The sequence below is a fragment of the Dactylosporangium sp. NPDC048998 genome (assembly GCF_043197855.1).
Lineage (GTDB): Bacteria > Actinomycetota > Actinomycetes > Mycobacteriales > Micromonosporaceae > Dactylosporangium.
The window spans coordinates 91,446-108,346 of record NZ_JBICTV010000006.1 but is presented as its reverse complement, the minus strand read 5'-3'; the positions used below and the strand labels follow the sequence as shown (position 1 = coordinate 108,346).

Genomic DNA, 16,901 nt, shown 5'->3' with positions numbered 1-16,901 from the left:
CACAGCGGCCTTGGCCTGGCCTGCTGATCAGTCGACGAGTGTGCACTTGACCTTTGGCGGGGTCATCGAATTCGTCCGGCGCGCCGACGCCCTCCCGTAGACCGCGGCACGACCTGATCCCGGTCGTACGCGGCCGCCCGTCAGGCCTGAAGGAAGCCGGTCAGCAGGTCCAGCCAGGCCTCCGGGGCGTCCAGGTGGGCGTCGTGGCCGGCGCCGGGGATGACCGCGTGGCGGACGTCCGGGCGCTCGGCGCGCATCCGGGCATCCTCGGCGGCCGGAACCGTACCGCGCTCGCCCCGCACCAGCAGCGTCGGCACGCGGATCGAGGCCCACTCGGCCCAGCGGGCCTCAGCGGCCACGGGCGCGATCGCGGCCCGCATGACGTCGGCGTCGAACCGGGGCCGCAGCCCGTCCGGATGCTCCTGCAGGTCGGCCGCCCACGCCCGCGCCGTCGGGGTGGCGCCCAGGTACTCGACCGCGGCCGCCCGATCCGGGAACGGCACCGGCCAGGAGGCGAACCAGCGGCCGAGGCGGTCCGGGTAGTCGTCGCCGGGCTCGGTGCCGCCGACCCCGGCCTCCAGCATCACCAGGCGCGAGACGAGGTGGGGGTACCACGCGGCCACCAGCATCGCCGTGTGCCCGCCCATCGACTGTCCGGCCAGCACCACCGGGCCGCCGTCGCAGAGCCGCTCGATGACCTCGGCGACGTCGGCGGCGTAGGCGCGGCGGGAGAGGTCGTCCGGGCGGCGGGTGCTGTGGCCGTGGCCGCGCTGGTCCAGCACCAGCACGCGGTGGCGGCCCACGAGGGCCTCGGCCGTCGGGCGCAACTCCTCGGCGCCGCCGGCCAGGCCGTGCAGCAGTACCACCGGAACGCGGCGCGGGCCGCCGATCAGGCAGGACAGCGTGACGTCGCCGTGGTGGAGCTCGACGCGGAGCAGGTCGCCGGGGCCGCGAACGTGGACAGGACGTTGCTGTGGCTGCATGTGCCGATCTTCGCACGGACTGTGCTACGTCGAAGGCGCCTCGGCGGGCGCGGAGCTGCTCGTCGTTCGGCTCGCAAATAGAGGTCAGCGCAGGCCGCTTTCGAAGCCGAACACGACGAGTTGGATGCGGTCGCGGGCGCCGAGTTTGGCGATCAGCCGGGAGACGTGGGTCTTGACCGTCGACTCACCGAGGAACAGGTCCGCGGCGATCTCCGCGTTGGAGCGGCCCGCGGTCACCAGCCGCCAGACCTCGACCTCGCGCGGCGTCAGGGTGTCGGCGCCGGGTACCGCGGTGCCGGCGGGCGGCCGGCGTACGTAGGCCTCGATGAGGCGGCTGGTCACCGACGGCGCGAGCAGGGTGTCGCCCTGGCAGACGGCGCGCACGCCGGCGACGAGCTCGTCGTCGGGGATGTCCTTGACCAGGAAGCCGCTGGCCCCGGCGCGCAGCGCCGCGTAGACGTACTCGTCGAGGTCGAATGTGGTGAGCATGACGACGCGCGCCTCGTTGGCGGGGTTGGCGAGGATCTGCTCGGTCGCCGCGACGCCGTCCATTCCGGGCATACGGATGTCCATGAGCACGATGTCCGGGCGCAGCTCCCGGGCCTGCCGGACCGCCTCGTACCCGTCGCGGGCCTGCCCCACGACGTCGATGTCGGGCTCGGCGGAAAGGATCGTGCGCAGCCCGGCCAGGACCAGCGACTGGTCGTCGGCGAGCAGGACGCGCAGCGGCCGATCCGCCGTGCCCGTCATGCCGGCACCGCCCGCGGCAGCACGGCGCGGACCTGGAAGCCTCCGCCGGTGGTGGCGGCGGCCCGTAGAGTGCCGCCGCAGCCGGACGCCCGCTCGGCCATGCCGCGCAGACCGTGCCCGGTACCGGTTGCCTTCGCCGCCTGGTACGGCGAGGCGTCGTTGCGCACCTCGACGACGACGGTGTCGGGGCCGTGGCCGATGCGGATGACGACTTCGGCGCCGGGTGCGTGGCGGGCCGCGTTCGTCAGTGCCTCCTGCAGGATCCGGTACGCGACCGCGTCGACCGCCGCGTCCAGCGGCGCGCCCGTGCCTTGGCCGTTGCCTTCGCCCTCGATGAGCAGGCGCGACCGCAGCCCGCAGGCGCGGGCCCGGTCGACCAGGGCGGCGACGGCGGCCAGCCCGGGCGTGGCCGAGCCGCCGAGCGCGAGGGTGGCGACCAGCGGCCGTAGCTGGTCCAGGGCCTCGCCGAGGGAATCGCGCAGCGCGTCGACGTGGCCGGCGGCCAGCGCGGGTTCGCTGTGCCACACCCGCGCGGCCGCGGTCGCCTGCAGCACGATGCCGGTCATCGCGTGCCCCACGGCGTCGTGCAGATCCCGCGCGACCCGGGCGCGTTCTTCGTCGACCGCGCGGCGCAGCGCCGTTCGTTGCCGCTGTTCCTCGGCGGCTCGGGCGGCCGCGGTGTCGGCGAGCGCGGTCGCGCCGGCCCGCAGCACGCGGCCCGCCGCCCAGCTGCCGACGGCCATCGCGGCGGAGGAGAGCAGGTCGGGCCAGGCCGGTCGCGGGGCGGTGCTGACCGCGACCGCCACCCCGGTGGCCGACAGGCAGATGATCAGCGCGGCGACCGCCACCGGCAGGTCGCCGGCCGCGCCGGCCACCAGCGGGAAGCCGATCAGCATCGCCCCGGCGACCAGCCCGCCCAGCGGGTCGGCGTGCGGGGTCAGCCAGGTGAACGCGGTCGCCGCGACCATGCCGGCCGTGGTGGCCGTCAGCGGCCACCGCCGCGCCCACCCGAGCGGGACGGCCGCGGCGGCCCCGGCGGCGCAGGCGAGCAGCCGCTGACCCGTCGGCTGCGGATCCGCCAGCTGCCCGGCGATGACGAGCAGGGCGTACACGCCGGCAGCGACCATCAGGACGGTATCGGTGCGGGCCATGGTGAGCAGGTTCCACCGCAGCCGGAGCACCGCCGGGGGCAGCCCGTCGGCGGCGCCGGCCGACAGGACCCGCTTCACCTGGGTACGCAGCTGGGTCACGCTCCGTCCGGGCTCCCGCGGTGTCTCGTCGTCGCCGGCCTGCCGCAGCTGCCCGACCAGCCCGCGCATCCGGCCGAGCACGTCCCGTCCGTGGTCACGCAGGGCGGTGACGTCGGCCAGGTCTCGCACGGCGGCGTGGGCGCGCATCCGCTCCAGCCCGCTCAGCACGATCCGCTCGATGTCGGCGTCGATCCGCGCGCGGTCGGCGGCGCGCTGGTCGGCGAGCCGGACGGCCGCGCCCGTCCGCATCGCCTCGGTGCTGGCCCGCAGCCGCCGGCTCAGGTTGCCGGCCGTGCGCACGGCGCCGCCGACGGCGGCCGGCGCCAGCACCAGCGTGGCGCCGAAGAACGAGATCGCGGCGGCATGCGAGTACCCCTCCGGCGGCGCGAGCAGGTGGGCTGCGGCGACCGTCGCCAGGCCGAGCGCGACCCCACCGGCGAGGGCAGCGCCGCGGGCGTGCGCCCCCACCGAGTAGCTGGCCACCATCAGCGCGAGGAAGGCCGGCGCCGTGATGGCCGCCGGGGCGGCGGCGGTCTCGACGACGACCACGACGCCCACGGCCGCCGCGGCCGCGAACGGTCGCCGCCGGCGCGCGCCGAGGGCGAGCAGGCCGGCCGCGACCACCGCGGTGCCGAGCCCGGAGACCGGCCCCGTCGCGCCGATGGCCGCGGCGGCCGACATGGCCACCGTGAGCGCGGCGGCTATCACCACGTCGGCGCGGTACAGCGGTCGGGTCCGGGCGTCCATCCCCTCGCACGATACGGACGTTTCCGGACCGTCGCGTCCGCGCACGGGCGGAGTCCGGGTCCACCCGCGGGCGGATTCGGGATCAGCGAAACCGGGACCCGTACAGCGGACCGGCGCTCGGCGCGCGGCCTGACGATCGCCGGCCCGCCCGCACCTACCGTCAGCCAGGTCGTCACGTTCCACCCCCCTGACAGGGAGATCCCCATGAATGCCCTACCCGTAGCGGCACCCCGTACCGCGCCCCGCGTAGTGACCATCGGCGCCGCGCTGCTGTGCTTCGCCTGCGTGGTCCTCGCCGTCTTCGACTTCTTCGTCCCCACGTCCAACGACGCGTTCACCTCGACCGCCGACTACCTCTACACGCTCGACGGGCTGCCGTTGATGGCCGGCCTGCTGCTGATCGTCGCCGGCCTGCACAGCGCACAGGACGGCCGGGACGGGCGCCTGGGCCGGATCGGTCTGCTCGTCACCGCGGTCGGCACGGTCGCGGTGGTGGTCTGCCTGCTGGCCTCCTTCGTGACCCGGTCCGAGAACTCGCTCGGCCCGGTGTACGTCCTCGGCACCTTCACCACCTTCCTCGGCCTGATCCTTTTCGCGATCGCGTCCGTCCGCGCACACGTCCTGCCCTGGTGGGCCGGCCCGACCCTGACCGTCGCCTGGATCGTCGGCGGGCCCGTGGGCGACAATGGGCCGCTCGGGTTCAAGGCCTCGGGGCTGCTGCTGGCCGCCGTGGCGATCGCGATCGCGACGGTCACACCCCGGACCGTGACCGCCGGACACTGACCGGTGCTCAGCCGGTGTACGGCGGGCCGGCGGTCAGCCGGATCGTGAAGCCGCCGGGCGTCGGGCGCATGCTCACGTGGCTGCCCCTCGATCTGCCCCATGCAGCCGAGTTCGAACTGAGGATCAGGGGGCAGCCGCAACTCGTGACAGAACCTACGCCGCGCATCGACGTTGCCAACCTCCCCGCGCCCGCCGAGGGCATCCTGGTGACGTTGTTCATCACCGTCCGCGAGGTAGCGCGGTCTCGCGACTTCTACTCGCGCGTTCTGGGCGGCACCGTCGTCCTGGATGAGAACCCGTGCATCGTCCGGCTGTCCAACTCATGGATCATCATGAACCCCGGCGGGCCGCCCACACCCGACAAACCAGACATTTCAGTGGTGGACTATCAGCCCGGCAACACCACCTCGATCTTTCTGAACCTGCGGGTCGCTGACATCCAGGCCTGCTATGCGGAGTGGAGGGCGAAGGGTGCAGCGTTCGTGACACCCCCGATCGACCGCGAAGCTGAGATCCGCTGCTATATGCGGGATCCGGACGGGTACCTCATCGAGGTCGGCCAGTCCACTGGATTGCTGCACGGCAAGCTTGCCGCCAAGCGCCCGGAGGATCTCCCGGGCTGACTTCGCCGTCGCCTGCAAGCCCGAACCATTACCGCTGCTAACGTTCGAACGGGCAGCACGTCGAGCGAGAGGTGAGGGCTGCGGGGTGGATCCGCGACGAGCGGTGCCGCGCACCGATACGGTGCTCGGTGATCCGCGGCTGGCGGCGTTTCCGCGGGACCGGGCCCGGGGCGTCGTCCGTGACGAGCTTGACCGGGTGAGGCGCGGCGAGTTGCCACCGGGTGAGGTGGTCGAGGCGGTGCTGCGACGGCTGGAGCGCCAGGGCGGGCTGCGTCCCGTACTCAACGCTACCGGCGTGGTGCTGCACACCAATCTTGGCAGGGCGGCGTTGTCGGGGGCGGCCGTCGAGGCGGTCGTCGCGGCCGCGGGACACACCGACGTCGAGCTCGATCTGGAGTCCGGGCGGCGAGCGCGGCGCGGGCGAGGGGCGATGCGGGCGCTCGCCGAGGCCGTTCCGGCGGCCCAGGCCGTGCACGTGCTGAACAACGGGGCGGCGGCGCTCGTGCTGGTGGCGACCGGGCTCGCGGCCGGCAAGGAGATCGTGGTCAGCCGCGGGGAGCTGGTCGAGATCGGGGACGGGTTTCGACTGCCGGATCTGCTGGTGTCGACGGGGGCGCGGCTGCGTGAGGTCGGCACGACCAACCGGACCTCGCTGGAGGACTACCGGGCGGCGATCGGGGCGCAGACGGGATTCATCCTCAAGGTACACCCCTCGAACTTCTATCAGCATGGGTTCGTCTCCGCCGTGGCGGTCGAGCGGCTCAAGGATCTGCCGGTGCCGCTCGTGGTCGACATCGGGTCGGGGCTGCTGGACGCCGACCCGCTGCTGCCCGATGAGCCGGACGCCGCCACGGTACTGCGTGCCGGAGCCGACCTCGTCACCGCCAGCGGCGACAAGCTGCTGGGCGGGCCGCAGGCGGGGCTGCTGCTCGGGCGGGCCGATCTCGTCCAGGCCCTGCAGCGGCATCCGCTCGCCCGCGCGCTGCGGGTCGACAAGCTCACGCTCGCCGCGCTGGAGGCCACGCTGCTCGGGCCCGAGACGCCGACGTGGCGGGCGCTGCGGGCGCCGGTCGAGCGGCTGCGCCGGCGGGCCGAGGCGGTCCGGGAGGCGCTCGGCGGGCTGCCGGCGGAGGTCGTCGACACCGTGGCGGTGGTCGGGGGCGGTGGGGCGCCGGAGGTGGAGCTGCCCTCGGCGGCGCTGGCGCTGCCGGAGGAGCTGGCCGGGGCGCTGCGGCTCGGCGATCCGCCGGTCGTCGGGCGGGTCGAGCGGCAGCGGCTCCTGCTCGACCTGCGGTGCGTGCCCGAGGACGAGGACAAGACGGTGGCGGCGGCGATCCTGCGCGCCGCCGGACGGTGAGCGGCCATGCCGCGCGGCACGCCCCAGCACGGGGACGAGGGCAAGACTGAACGCCGATGTGGGTGATCGCGACCGCCGGGCACGTCGACCACGGCAAGTCGACGCTGGTGCGCGCGCTGACCGGGATGGAGCCGGACCGCTGGGCCGAGGAGCGGCGCCGCGGCATGACGATCGACCTCGGGTTCGCCTGGACGCGGCTGCCCTCCGGCGCCACGGTCGCGTTCGTCGACGTGCCGGGGCACGAGCGGTTCGTGCCCAACATGCTCGCCGGGGTCGGGCCGGTGCCGGCCGCGATGCTCGTCGTCGCCGCCGACGAGGGCTGGAAGCCGCAGTCCGCCGAGCACCTGGCGGCCCTGGACGCGCTCGGCGTGCCGCACGCGCTGCTCGTGGTGAGCCGGGCCGACCTGGCCGACCCGGAGCCGGCGACCCGGCAGGCCCTGGCGCAGCTGGCGAAGACCTCGGCCGGCGACGTCGAGGCGGTCGCGGTGAGCGCGGTGACCGGGGCCGGCCTCGACGAGCTGCGCGCCGCGCTGGACCGGCTCGGCGCCGCCCTGCCGCGGCCCGAGCTGGACGCGCCGGTCCGGCTGTGGGTGGACCGCTCTTTCACCATCCGCGGCAGCGGTACCGTCGTGACGGGCACCCTCGGCGCCGGCCGCCTGGCCGCTGAGACCGACCTGGAGCTCAACGGCGCGGCGGTGCACGTCCGCGGCCTGCAGTCGCTCGGCGAGCCGGTGTCCACGGTGGACGCGGTGGCGCGCGTGGCGGTGAACCTGCGCGGGGTCGAACGCTCCGCGGTGGCCCGCGGCGACGCGCTGGTCTCGCCGGGACGGTTCGTGTTCACCGACCTCGTCGACGTGCGGGTGCACGGCGAACCGGTCGCCGGCCTGCCCGCGTCGGTGGTGCTGCACATCGGCTCGGCCGCGGTCCCGGCGCGGGTACGCCCGCTCGGCACCGACACCGCGCGCCTGCGCCTGGACCGGGCCCTGCCGCTGCACGCCGGCGACCGGGCGCTGCTGCGCGACCCGGGCCTGCACCGCGTGCCGGGCGGCGTGACGGTCCTCGACGTCGCCCCGCCCGAGCTGCGCCGCCGCGGCGCGGCCGCCGCCCGGGCGCTGGAACTGTCCACGATGGATGGTCGCCCGGACGTCGCCGGTGAGCTGCGCCGCCGGCGCCTGGTGCACGCCGGTGAGCTGGCCCGGATGGGCATCCCCGCGCCCGGCGCCGGCTGGCTGCTCGACCCGGGTTACGAGGCCGAGCTGCGCACGCGGCTGGCGTCGGAGGTCCGCCGGTACGCCGAGGCGCACCCCGTCGACCCCGACCCCCCGGTCGACGCGATCCGCCGCCGCCTCGACCTGCCCGACCGCGCGCTCGTCGAGCGGCTCCTGACCCCGCCGCTGACCATCCACAATGGACGCATCGGGGCCGGGCAGCGCCTGCCGGAGCGGCTGCGGCGCGCGATCGACGCCGTGCGGGCCGGCCTGGCCGAGGCCCCGTTCGTCGCACCGGAGAGCGACCGCCTCGCCGCCCTGGGTCTGGGCCCGAAGGAGCTCGGCGCCGCCGCGAAGGCCGGCCTGCTGCTGCGCGTCGCCGACGGCATCGTGCTGCTGCCCGGCGCCGTGGAGGCCGCCGTCGAGCGCCTCGCCGCGCTGCCTCAGCCGTTCACGCTGAGCGAGGCCCGCCAGGCGCTCGGGACGACGCGGCGGGTGGCGGTACCGCTGCTGGAATTGCTGCACCGTCGCGGCGCCACCCGGCGCCTGCCCGACGGCCGTCACACGACGGACGCCGGGGCCTGACCGGAGGTCAGGGGCGCCTGAGGGATGGCGGGGTCTCCGGCGCGCCGGAGACCCCGCGACCGTTCACACGGTCTCGAACGCGATGCGCTGCTTGGCGCCGTCGAGCTCCTTCACGCGCACGGGCAGCGTGCTGCCGACCTTCGGCCGGGCCTCGGTCACGAGCAGGCCGGGAATGTCGCCGTGCACGGTGACGAACACGCCGAAGGGCACGAGCTTGGTGACGAGGCCGTCGACGACGTCCCCGACGCCGTGCCGGGACACGAAGTCGTCCCAGTTCGCAGAGCGGGTCATGCACTTCACCTCCCTTCTACGCAGACTCCGCTGAGGTCGTGCGTCAGGAGGCGGCGGGCCGCGGGCCCGCGGGGCGGTCAAGCGATGGCCGGGCGCAACTTCCACTCACGGCGCTTGGCCGACCCGGCAGTCATGGCGCAATCGTACATCCGGCGCATGGTGCCGAGGAAGGCGCTTCCGTACGCTACGACGAACGCCGATGCGCCCTGCTGCGACCCGCCACGTTGTGCAGGCCGCCTCTGCCCGCCGCGCGCCGATGCCGGCCGGGTCGAGAGGTCGTGCACTGCCGTCACGATGGGATGGGAGGGCCGGCGATGCGTGCTGCGCCGGATCGGATCAGCGTCGGGTTCCAGGGCGAGGGGGCGGCCGGCGGCCCACCGAGGTGCGGACCGCTGTCGTGGGGCCAGCTCGAGAACTGGTCGGCGATCGTCAAGCAGGGGACGTGGCTGCCGCTGGGTGGGGTGAAGCCGCTGCCGGAGGGCACGACCGTGGACGAGGTCGCGGCCGAGCTGCGGTACCTCGTGAGCCGCTACGAGCCGATGCGCACACTGCTGCGCTTCGACCCCGACGGCACGCCGACCCAGGTCGTCTACGCCGCCGGCGAGATCGACCTGGAGATGGTCGACGCCGGTGACGCCGACCCGGCCCGGGTCGCCGAGGACGTCTGCGAGCGGTGGCGGGCCAAGCAGCTGGACTTCGCCACCGAGTGGCCGCTGCGCATGGCGGTTGTGCGCAGCGGCGGCGCGCTCACCCACCTGGCGGTGCTGGTGTCGCACTTCGTCACCGATGCCGCCGGGGCGATGACGATGCTGGCCGAGGTGGCCGAGCGCACCACGACGCCGGTGCGCGGGCTGCAGCCGCTCGCCCAGGCGCAGTGGCAGGCATCCCCGGCGGGGCAGCGGCACGACGCGGCGGCACAGCGGTATTGGGAGGGCATCCTGCGCACCGCGGCGCCGGATCGCTTCCCGCGCCCCGCGACGGTCGAGTCGCCGCGGTACTGGCACGGCGAGTTCACCTCGCCGGCGCTGGGCCTGGCCGCGCGCCGCTGGGCGGCCCGGTCCGGGCTGGACACGTCGACGGTGCTGCTGGCCGCGTACGCGGGCGCGCTCACCTCGGTCACCGGCGTGGACCCGGTGGTGATCCGCCCGATGGTGAGCAACCGCTTCCGCCCCGGCCTGGCCGATGTGGTGTGCACCCTGGCCCAGGCCGGGCTGCTGAGCATCCAGGCGGCGGGCGCGCCGTTCGGCGAGCTGCTGGAGCGCACCCGCCGCGTGACGATGGCCGCCTACAAGTACGCCTACTTCCACCACACGGGCATGGAGCGGCTGGTGGCGCGGGTAGCCGCCGAGCGCGGCGTCGACATCGAGCTGGGCTGCTACTTCAACGACCGTCGCGGCCCGTCGCGCGACGACGCGCCGATCGAGCCGGGCGAGTCGTCGTTGCGCTGGGTGACCGCCCAGGACGCCCCGTCGTTCGAGCCGCTGTTCGTGCACGTCGACGACGCGCCCGGCACGCTGCGGCTGAGCCTGTACCTCGACGCCGCGCACCTCTCCCCCGCCACCGCCGAGGAGCTGATGGGCGCCATGGAGCGCATCGCCGGCTGAAGCGCCGTCACGCCCAGCGGTACCGGTGCTCCGGCCGGCCGGTGGCGCCGTAGCGCAGCCGGACCTCGGCCATGCCGTCGCGGGCCAGGACGGCCAGGTACCGCTGGGCCGTGGCGCGGGAGATGCCGAGCTCGTCGGCCACCTCGGCGGCGGTGCGCGGCGATCCCGCGCGGCGCAGCGCGTCGCTGACCAGCCGTACCGTCACGGCGGACTGGCCCTTGGGCGCCACCGGCCGGTCGCCGTCGTGCAGCACCCGCCAGCAGCGGTCGATCTCGTCCTGGCCGAGCCCGCGCTCGACGGCGACGACGGCCCGGTAGTTGCGGTAGGCGACCAGCCGGTCGGTGAGCTGCTCCGCGGTGAACGGCTTCACCAGGTAGTTCAGCGCGCCGCGGGCGTAGGCGGCGCGGACGGTCGCGGCGTCGGAGGCGGCGGTGAGCATGATGGTGTCGACGGTGAGCTCGCGCAGCAGGTCGAGGCCCGACTCGTCGGGCAGGTAGGTGTCGAGCAGGACCAGGTCGATCGGCTGGGCGGCCAGCACCTCGCGCGCCTCGCAGGCCGTGCGGGCGGTGGCGGCGACCGCGAAGCCGCCGATCCGGTCGGTGAACTCGACGTGCATCCGGGCCACCCGGAAGTCGTCCTCGACGACGAGCACCCGGATCGTCACGCGGGCACCGCCGGTTGCAGCGCGCCGGGCAGCCGGGCCTCGAACACGGCGCCGTGCCCGTCGCCGCCGGGCGCGACCAGCCGGACGTCGCCGCCGAGCCCCCGGGCCGCCTGCCGGGCCAGCGCCAGGCCGAGGCCGCGTCCGGCAGAGGCGGCAGAGGCGGCAGGGCCGGCGTCGTCGTCGCGGGTCGAGACGCCGGCGTCGAAGATGCGGCCGGTGAGGTCGGCGGGCACGCCGTCGCCCGAGTCGACGACCGAGATGTGCAGGGTGCCGGCGTCCTCGAGCAGCGCGAGGTCCACCCACGCCGGCCGGCGAGCGCCGCGGCGGGCCGCCTCGAGCGCGTTGTCGACCAGCGTGCCGAGGACCGTGGTCACCTCGACGGGCGCGGCGATGCGGGTGCCGACCCAGCTGGTGTCGGCCAGCGTGAGGCGCACGTCCTTCTCGGCGGCCTCGGCGGTCTTGGCGTCCACGAACGCCTGCAGGTAGGGGTCGTCGAGCGTGTTGCCGGAGGCGGGCGCGGCCGCGTCGGAGACGGCGTGCAGGAACTCCAGGGCCTCGGCTTGGTGGCCGTTCTGCAGCAGCCCGGACAGCACGTGCAGCCGGTTGGCGAACTCGTGCCGCTGCGCGCGCAGTGCGGTGCTGAGGGTGCGCACCGACTCCAGCTCACGGGTGACGTTCTCCAGGTCGGTGCGGTCGCGCAGGGTCAGCACGCCGCCCAGGTCGCGCTCCTCTCGGCGCACCACGCGGTAGTTGGCGACGAGCACCCGGTCGCCGGCGACGGTGATGAGGTTGTCGGCCGGGCCGCGCGACTCGATCGCCTCGCGCAGGCGGGCCGGCAGGCTCAGCCCGGCGACGCTGCGCCCGGCCGGCTCGGACAGGCCCAGCAGCCGGGCCGCCTCGGTGTTGCACACGGAGACCCGGCCGCCGGCGTCGACGGCGAGGACGCCCTCGCCGATGCCGTGCAGTACGGCCTCGCGCTCCTGGACCAGCTCGGCGAGCTCGTGCGGTTCGAGGCCGAGGGTGACCCGCTTGAGCAGCCGGGTCAGCAGCGCCGCGCCGATGATGCCCAGCAGCAGCGCGCCGCCGGCGAACAGGGCGGCGTCGGCGAGCTCGCCGGCGACGTGGCCGCGGACGTCGGCGATGCGGAAGCCGACGCTCACCTCGCCGACGATCGTGCCGTCCGCGGCGCGCAGCGGCGTCTTGCCGCGGGCCGAGAGCCCGAGCGTGCCCCGCTGGACGTTGATGGTGTCGTGGCCGCTGAGCGCGGCGGACGGGTCGGTGCTGACCGGTTCGTGGATGCGGTCCGGGTTGGGGTGCGCCAGCCGGATGCCGTCGCGGTTGGTGATGACCACGAACAGCGCGCCGCTCGCGTCCTGGGCCGACTCGGCGCGCGCGGGCAGCACGCCCTGCGGGTCGTCGGCCGCGGCCGCGGCGGCGATCGCCGGGTCGGCGGCGAGCGTCTTGGCGACCGCGAGGGCACGGGTGCCGTACTGCTGGGTCAGCTCGTCGTCGAACAGCCAGCTGACCAACGCGAAGCCGACTCCCACGACGACCAGCAGCACGCCGGCCTGCAGCGCGAGCGCCTGCCGGGCGAAGCGGCCGTAACGCAGGGGAAACATAGCCGGAGCGTACCGCCGGACGGGCCGGACGGGTCCATGAGCAAAACGAGCAATACGCGACTTACGCGGGCTGCGGCCACAACGCCGGAAAGGCTTCGCAGGCGACCAGGTCGACCTGACCAAGACGTACACCACGGAGTTCGTCTCGAAGGTCCCTGCCTGACACGCAACGGCCTGACACGCAACGGCCTGACGCTCAACGGCCGATGACGGCGCGGTCGTCCGGGTCGAGCACCCCCGGCGGGGCCACCTCCGCCAGGGGGCCCGGGGCGCCGTAGCGGTGGCCCTGGCCGTACCGGCAGCCCAGGGCCGCCATCGCCGTGGCCTGGCGGTCGGTCTCGATGCCCTCGGCGACCACCGTGACGCCGATGCCGGTGCAGATCTGCACGATCGAGCGGCAGATCGCCTCGCTGCGGCCGCCGTCGGCGAGGGTGAAGGAGCGGTCCAGCTTCACCTCGTCGACCGGCATCGCGTGCAGCTGGGCCAGGGCGTTGTAGCCGGTACCGAAGTCGTCGAGGGCGAAGCGGACGCCGAAACGGCCGAGGCGGCGCACGGCACCGGCGGCGGCGCCCAGATCCGGCAGCGGGGCGGTCTCGGTGAGCTCGAGGAGGAGGCGGTGCGGGGCCAGGCCGTGGCGCACGACCGCGGCCCGCACCGTCTCCTCGTGCTCCGGTCGGCCCAGCTGGGCGGCTGACGTGTTGACGTGCACGGCGATGCTGGCCCAGGGCCCGCGGAACGCGGCGGCGTCGCGGCAGGCGCGGTCGAGCACGAAGTCGTCGACGAGCCGGATGAGGCCGATCTCCTCGGCGGTGGCGATGAAGACGTCGGTGGAGACCGGCCCGAGGCTCGGGTGGGTCCAGCGGGCCAGCGCCTCGACGGCCACGACGGTCTCGTCGTGGAGGCGGACGATCGGCTGGTAGTGCACGTCGAGGCCGCTCCCGTCACGCAGCGTGGCGGCCAGCGCCTCGGCGAGGTCGGAGCTGCCGGTGCCGTCGGGCAGGTCCACGCGGTAGCGCACCAACGCGCCCTTGCCCTGCCGCTTCCCCGAGTACATGGCGGCGTCGGCCCGGCGCAGCAGCGCGTCGGCGGACGGCACCGGGCCGTGCTCTCCCGCCTGGACCAGGCCGACGCTCACGCCGACGGTGACGGTCTTCCCGTCGAGCTCGAACGGCCGGCCGATCTCGGCCATGATCCGCTCGGCTGGCTCGCCGGGGTCGCCATCGCCCTCGAGCAGGATGGCGAACTCGTCGCCGCCGACCCGCGCGACGGTGTCGCTGTCGCGCACCGCGGCGCGCAGCCGCCCGGCGACCTGGCGCAGCAGCCGGTCGCCGGCGTGGTGGCCGAAGCGGTCGTTGACGGCCTTGAAGTCGTCGAGGTCGCAGAAGAGGACCGCCAGGGGGCGGCCGTCGCGGTGATGCAGGGCTAGGGCGTGCTCGAGGCGGTCGTGGAACAGCACCCGGTTGCACAGACCGGTGAGCGCGTCGTGGAACGCCTGGTGGGCGAGGCGGGCCTGGCTCTCGGAGACCCGGTCCAGCAGCACCGCGTTCTCCACCAGCGTGACCGCCTGGCGGATGATGAGCAGCGAGATGACCGCGGTCTCCACGACGATCTCCACGCCGTCCACCGGGAAGCCGCGGATCAGCTGCGCGATGAACAGCACCCCGGTGAAGGCGACCGGGACGTACGGCAGCATCAGGTGCACCCAGCGCGCGTGCCGGCGCGGCTCCGGCGCGTCGCCCGGCCGCGGCGGGGTGAGCGCGGCGACGGCGACGAGCGCCTGCCCGGCGATGAACCCGGCGTCGAACAGCGGCGGCATGCTGTCGGCGCCCTTGGAGACCAGGTAGGCGAAGACGCTGTCGGACAGCGACAGGCACAGCAGCCCGGCGCCGAGGATCGTGAGCTGGCCACGGTTGGCGGGGGCCGACGTGGCCAGCAGCAGGATCACGATGACGGTCAGGACGAGGTCGGTGACCGGGTAGGCGATGGCGACCGAGTACGCGAACGGCGTCGCCGCGCCGGCCGCGACCACCGAGCCCAGCGTGGTGGCCCAGGTGAGCACGAACAGCGCGCCGACGACGATCAGCCCGTCCAGCACCATCAGCAGCTGGCCGGGGCGGCGCCGCGGCGCGCCGTCGGGCGGCCGGGAGGCGGCCAGCGACACGAGCGCGGGCAGCGCGAAGACGGGCAGGGTCAGGTAGCCGGCGTCGGCCAGGGACGGTGAGGGCAGCGCGTCGTCGCGGAACAGCTGGTAGAAGCTCCAGATCGCCTGGCCGACGGTCCAGCCGAGGGCGGAGGTGCCCATCCACAGCCGCCATCGCCGCTGGGCGCCGGTGTAGCTCCGGGCGCTGAGCCAGCAGGCCACGGTCGCGGCCACGCCGGCGCCGAGCTGGCCGAGGTCGTCGACGAACTGCGACCACCACGCGGGAAGCAGGCTCGAGCCGCCCAGCCCGACGACCAGGGCCACCGAGACGACCACGACGATGAGCGGCTTCGACGCAGATCCGCGCGGCAAATGGATCCATCCTCACCCGAGGTGATCAGGACGACACGCGGGCTACGGTACCGCACCGGCGCGCGCCTGCGCGTCGGATGGACGACGGGTTATGCGGTGGCGCGGGCGGCCACGGGTTCCGGCCCGGCTTCCACGGCGGTGTAGGGGTCGGACCGCGCGCCTCAGAAGGTCTTGGCCGCCTCGGCCGCGTCGGCGTGAGCGCGGGCCCGCCGCGTCTCGACGTCGGTCGTGGCCAGGTTGGGGCGGAAGGTCACCTCGGTGACGTCGGTGATGCCGGCCCAGCGCAGCCAGTTGCCGAAGAACGGCGCCTGGAAGTCGGCGCCGAACGCCGGGCCGCGGCCCTCGCCGTAGACCGCACTGGTGTAGAGCACCGCGGCCTTGCGGCCGGTGACGAGGCCGGTGTACCCCAACTCGGCGTCGAATGCGAACACCATGCCGGGCTGGCTGATCACGTCGATGAGCTGCTTGAGCACGTACGGCACTCCGGAGTTCCACATCGGCACCGAGAACAGGTACTTGTCGGCGTCGGCGAAGCGGCGGAACGTGCCGGCGGCCGCGCGCCACGCCTCGGCGCCCGCCCCGGCGGGCTCGAGCCCGGCGAACACGTCCATCTTCGCCGCCGCGGCGGCCGGGCCGAACTCGGGCAGCGAGCCGTCCCACAGGTCCCACTCGACCACCTCGTCCTCGGGGTGCCGCTCGCGGTACACCTCGAGGAAGGTGGCGGCCAGGGCGAGGGACTCGGAGCGCGCGCCGCGCGGGGACGCCGAGATGTGCAGCAGCCGGGCCATTGCCGGACTCCTTTCAGGTAAGTGCGTGCGCACGCACGCTTCTGGCCACGAACCTAGCCATGTATGTGCGCGCGCACAAGACTGATACGGTGTGACCATGGACTCCACGACCGCCTGGGCGGCGCTGCTGCGCGTGCACGCGGCGCTCACCCCGCTGCTCGACCAGGAGCTGCAGGCCGCGCACGGGCTGCCGCTGACGTGGTACGACGTGCTGCTGGAGCTCAACGCCGTGCCCGGCCGCCGGCTCACGATGTCCGCGCTCGGCGCCGCGGTGGTGGTCAGCCGCAGCCGGGTCAGCCGCGTCGTCGACGAGCTCGCGCGGGCCGGCCTGGTCGAGCGCGACGCCAACCCCGACGACAAGCGCTCGGCGTTCGCGAAGCTGACCCCGGCCGGCCGGGCCCGGCTGCGCGCGGCCTCCCCCACCTACCTGGCGGGCATCGAGCGGCACTTCACCGGCCTGATGACCCGCGCCGAGGCGCAGACCGTGGCGACCGCGCTGGGCAAGGTGCTGCGCGCCCACGACGCGTCGGTCCTCGTACCGATCCCGGGCACCCAGCCCCGCTGACGAACCGGGTTCGTGCCCAGCCCTCCGGCGCGGTAGGGTCGCGCATCATGATGCGCGTGCTGCCGCCCCTGCTCGTCATCGGCGGCCCGGCGGGTGCGGGCAAGAGCAGCATCGCCGACGCCGTGGCCCAGCGCCTCGACGCCCCGGTCGTCGGCCTTGCCGACGGTGCCGGCGAGGACCAGCACGGCGTCGACCTCAACACCCTGCAGGACCGGCTGGACGCCCACGAGGACGCCGAGCTGGTCGTGGTCGAGGGCGTCTTCGCCCTGGCGCTGCCACCGATTCGCTGGGCAGCGCGGTGGACCGTCTACGTCGACACCCCGCTGGACATCAGCCTCGCCCGCCGCGCGCTGGGCCGCGACGACCCGCGCGCGGTGCTGCGCGCCTACCTCGACGGCGGGCGCGACGCGCACGCCCGCAACGTCGCGCCCGGGCGCCAGCTCGCCGACCTCGTCGTCGACGGCGCGGACCCACTGCCGGACACCGCCGAGCGCATCTACCGCTTCATCACCCGCCGCTCGACCACCGCGCCACGGTGAGCAGCGCGACGCCGCCGGTGGCGATGCCGGCCG

The 16,901-nt window shown here is 74.8% G+C and carries 15 protein-coding genes; 7 read left to right on the top strand and 8 right to left on the bottom strand.

The annotated features are described in order from the left end of the window. Nucleotides 1-140: 140 nt before the first annotated feature. The 3 genes from ACGFI8_RS17180 to ACGFI8_RS17170 all read right to left on the bottom strand — a co-directional run bounded on the left by ACGFI8_RS17180 (nt 141) and on the right by ACGFI8_RS17170 (nt 3,730). Entirely contained in the window at nt 141-938 is a 798-nt protein-coding gene (locus ACGFI8_RS17180) for an alpha/beta fold hydrolase (protein ID WP_392806392.1), read from the bottom strand. Between the two features lie 129 nt (nt 939-1,067). Further along, nucleotides 1,068-1,733, bottom strand: a complete 666-nt coding sequence (locus ACGFI8_RS17175) for a response regulator (protein WP_392805704.1) — start codon at nt 1,731-1,733, stop codon at nt 1,068-1,070. Continuing rightward, nucleotides 1,730-3,730, bottom strand: coding sequence for a sensor histidine kinase (locus tag ACGFI8_RS17170; RefSeq protein WP_392805701.1), 2,001 nt, complete (start codon nt 3,728-3,730; stop codon nt 1,730-1,732). Before ACGFI8_RS17170 ends, ACGFI8_RS17175 begins: the two co-directional genes overlap by 4 nt. Before the next feature lie 204 nt (nt 3,731-3,934). On the opposite strand from ACGFI8_RS17170, the gene ACGFI8_RS17165 reads away from it, so the two are divergent. The 4 genes from ACGFI8_RS17165 (at nt 3,935) to selB (ending at nt 8,286) form a co-directional block, all read left to right on the top strand. After that, nucleotides 3,935-4,513: a hypothetical protein gene (locus tag ACGFI8_RS17165; RefSeq protein ID WP_392805698.1), complete on the top strand. Its 579-nt coding sequence runs from the start codon at nt 3,935-3,937 to the stop codon at nt 4,511-4,513. 14 nt (nt 4,514-4,527) lie between these two features. Then, complete coding sequence (locus tag ACGFI8_RS17160) at nt 4,528-5,136, top strand: VOC family protein (RefSeq protein ID WP_392805696.1); 609 nt, start codon at nt 4,528-4,530, stop codon at nt 5,134-5,136. Between the two features lie 85 nt (nt 5,137-5,221). Beyond that, nucleotides 5,222-6,493, top strand: coding sequence for an L-seryl-tRNA(Sec) selenium transferase (gene selA, locus ACGFI8_RS17155; protein WP_392805693.1), 1,272 nt, complete (start codon nt 5,222-5,224; stop codon nt 6,491-6,493). Nucleotides 6,494-6,549: 56 nt separating this feature from the next. Continuing rightward, complete coding sequence (selB, locus tag ACGFI8_RS17150; RefSeq protein WP_392805691.1) at nt 6,550-8,286, top strand: selenocysteine-specific translation elongation factor; 1,737 nt, start codon at nt 6,550-6,552, stop codon at nt 8,284-8,286. A gap of 63 nt (nt 8,287-8,349) precedes the next feature. Here the strand turns inward: selB and ACGFI8_RS17145 are convergent, their stop codons facing one another. Further along, nucleotides 8,350-8,577, bottom strand: coding sequence for a S1 RNA-binding domain-containing protein (locus tag ACGFI8_RS17145; RefSeq protein ID WP_392805688.1), 228 nt, complete (start codon nt 8,575-8,577; stop codon nt 8,350-8,352). Nucleotides 8,578-8,891: 314 nt separating this feature from the next. Between ACGFI8_RS17145 and ACGFI8_RS17140 the strand changes: the two genes are divergently transcribed. After that, nucleotides 8,892-10,181 carry a condensation domain-containing protein gene (locus ACGFI8_RS17140; RefSeq protein ID WP_392805685.1) on the top strand — a complete coding sequence of 430 codons (1,290 nt, stop codon included), beginning with the start codon at nt 8,892-8,894 and terminating at the stop codon, nt 10,179-10,181. A 7-nt stretch (nt 10,182-10,188) separates the two neighbouring features. On the opposite strand, the gene ACGFI8_RS17135 is transcribed toward ACGFI8_RS17140, so the two are convergent. The 4 genes from ACGFI8_RS17135 to ACGFI8_RS17120 all read right to left on the bottom strand — a co-directional run bounded on the left by ACGFI8_RS17135 (nt 10,189) and on the right by ACGFI8_RS17120 (nt 15,764). Beyond that, nucleotides 10,189-10,845 (bottom strand): response regulator, encoded by a 657-nt coding sequence (locus tag ACGFI8_RS17135; protein ID WP_392805683.1) that lies wholly within the window; start codon nt 10,843-10,845, stop codon nt 10,189-10,191. Next, nucleotides 10,842-12,464: an ATP-binding protein gene (locus ACGFI8_RS17130; protein WP_392805680.1), complete on the bottom strand. Its 1,623-nt coding sequence runs from the start codon at nt 12,462-12,464 to the stop codon at nt 10,842-10,844. Before ACGFI8_RS17130 ends, ACGFI8_RS17135 begins: the two co-directional genes overlap by 4 nt. 196 nt (nt 12,465-12,660) lie before the next feature. Then, complete coding sequence (locus ACGFI8_RS17125; protein WP_392805678.1) at nt 12,661-14,976, bottom strand: putative bifunctional diguanylate cyclase/phosphodiesterase; 2,316 nt, start codon at nt 14,974-14,976, stop codon at nt 12,661-12,663. A 161-nt stretch (nt 14,977-15,137) separates the two neighbouring features. Then, entirely contained in the window at nt 15,138-15,764 is a 627-nt protein-coding gene (locus ACGFI8_RS17120) for an FMN-dependent NADH-azoreductase (RefSeq protein WP_392805675.1), read from the bottom strand. Between the two features lie 97 nt (nt 15,765-15,861). Here ACGFI8_RS17120 and ACGFI8_RS17115 point away from each other — a divergent pair, with 97 nt between their 5' ends. Both ACGFI8_RS17115 and ACGFI8_RS17110 read left to right on the top strand, forming a co-directional pair. Further along, nucleotides 15,862-16,329, top strand: a complete 468-nt coding sequence (locus tag ACGFI8_RS17115) for a MarR family winged helix-turn-helix transcriptional regulator (protein WP_392805672.1) — start codon at nt 15,862-15,864, stop codon at nt 16,327-16,329. Between the two features lie 47 nt (nt 16,330-16,376). Further along, nucleotides 16,377-16,868 carry a hypothetical protein gene (locus ACGFI8_RS17110; RefSeq protein ID WP_392805669.1) on the top strand — a complete coding sequence of 164 codons (492 nt, stop codon included), beginning with the start codon at nt 16,377-16,379 and terminating at the stop codon, nt 16,866-16,868. The last annotated feature ends 33 nt before the right edge of the window (nt 16,869-16,901 follow it).